1 protein-coding gene and 1 pseudogene are annotated in these 506 nt (G+C 68.2%); both read right to left on the bottom strand.

From position 1 onward, the window contains the following. The coding region (locus AC1DQC_RS20350) for a hypothetical protein (protein ID WP_477053031.1) at nt 1–220 on the bottom strand (220 nt) is incomplete at its 3' end. After that, nucleotides 217–506: pseudogene (locus tag AC1DQC_RS20355) on the bottom strand (serine hydrolase); the annotation flags it as partial. The pseudogene AC1DQC_RS20355 and the gene AC1DQC_RS20350, both read right to left, overlap by 4 nt.

The raw sequence follows: 506 nt of genomic DNA on the forward strand, positions 1-506 counted from the left end.
GGGCGTAGCTCATCCGGGTGTCCTCGGTGACGAGGTAGTCGCGGTCGCCGTAGGCCAGTGAGTTCGCCAGCACGTCGCCGAGGGCACGGTCGCGGTTCTTCATGATCGGGATGTCGGCACCGAGCACGTTCTCTACGCCGAGTTCGAACCGCCCGCCCGGGCCGGTGAGGCCCGCCATCACGGAGGCGATGTATGCCTGGGGGTCAACAGAATTGGTCACCGGGAAACCTCTTTCCGTGCCGCGTGAACGGCGTCGTTGGTGGCGTGCAGGTAGGCGTCGCTGCGGTCGGAGCCGATCAGCCCCGGCGCCATCTTGTTCATCGTGTAGGCGAAGGTGAGCCGGTTGTCGAGGTCGTTGACGAGCATCGACCCGCCGAAGCCGGCCCACCAGCACACCCGGCCGTCGCGCACCAGCGGGGCGGTGTCCGGGTGGGGGAGACCGTAGCCGATGCCGAACCGCAGCGGGGTGAGGATGGCCAGGTCGATGCCGTCGGCCTGCTGCTCGA

It is taken from the genome of Cellulomonas sp. P4_H12 (genome assembly GCF_056400905.1).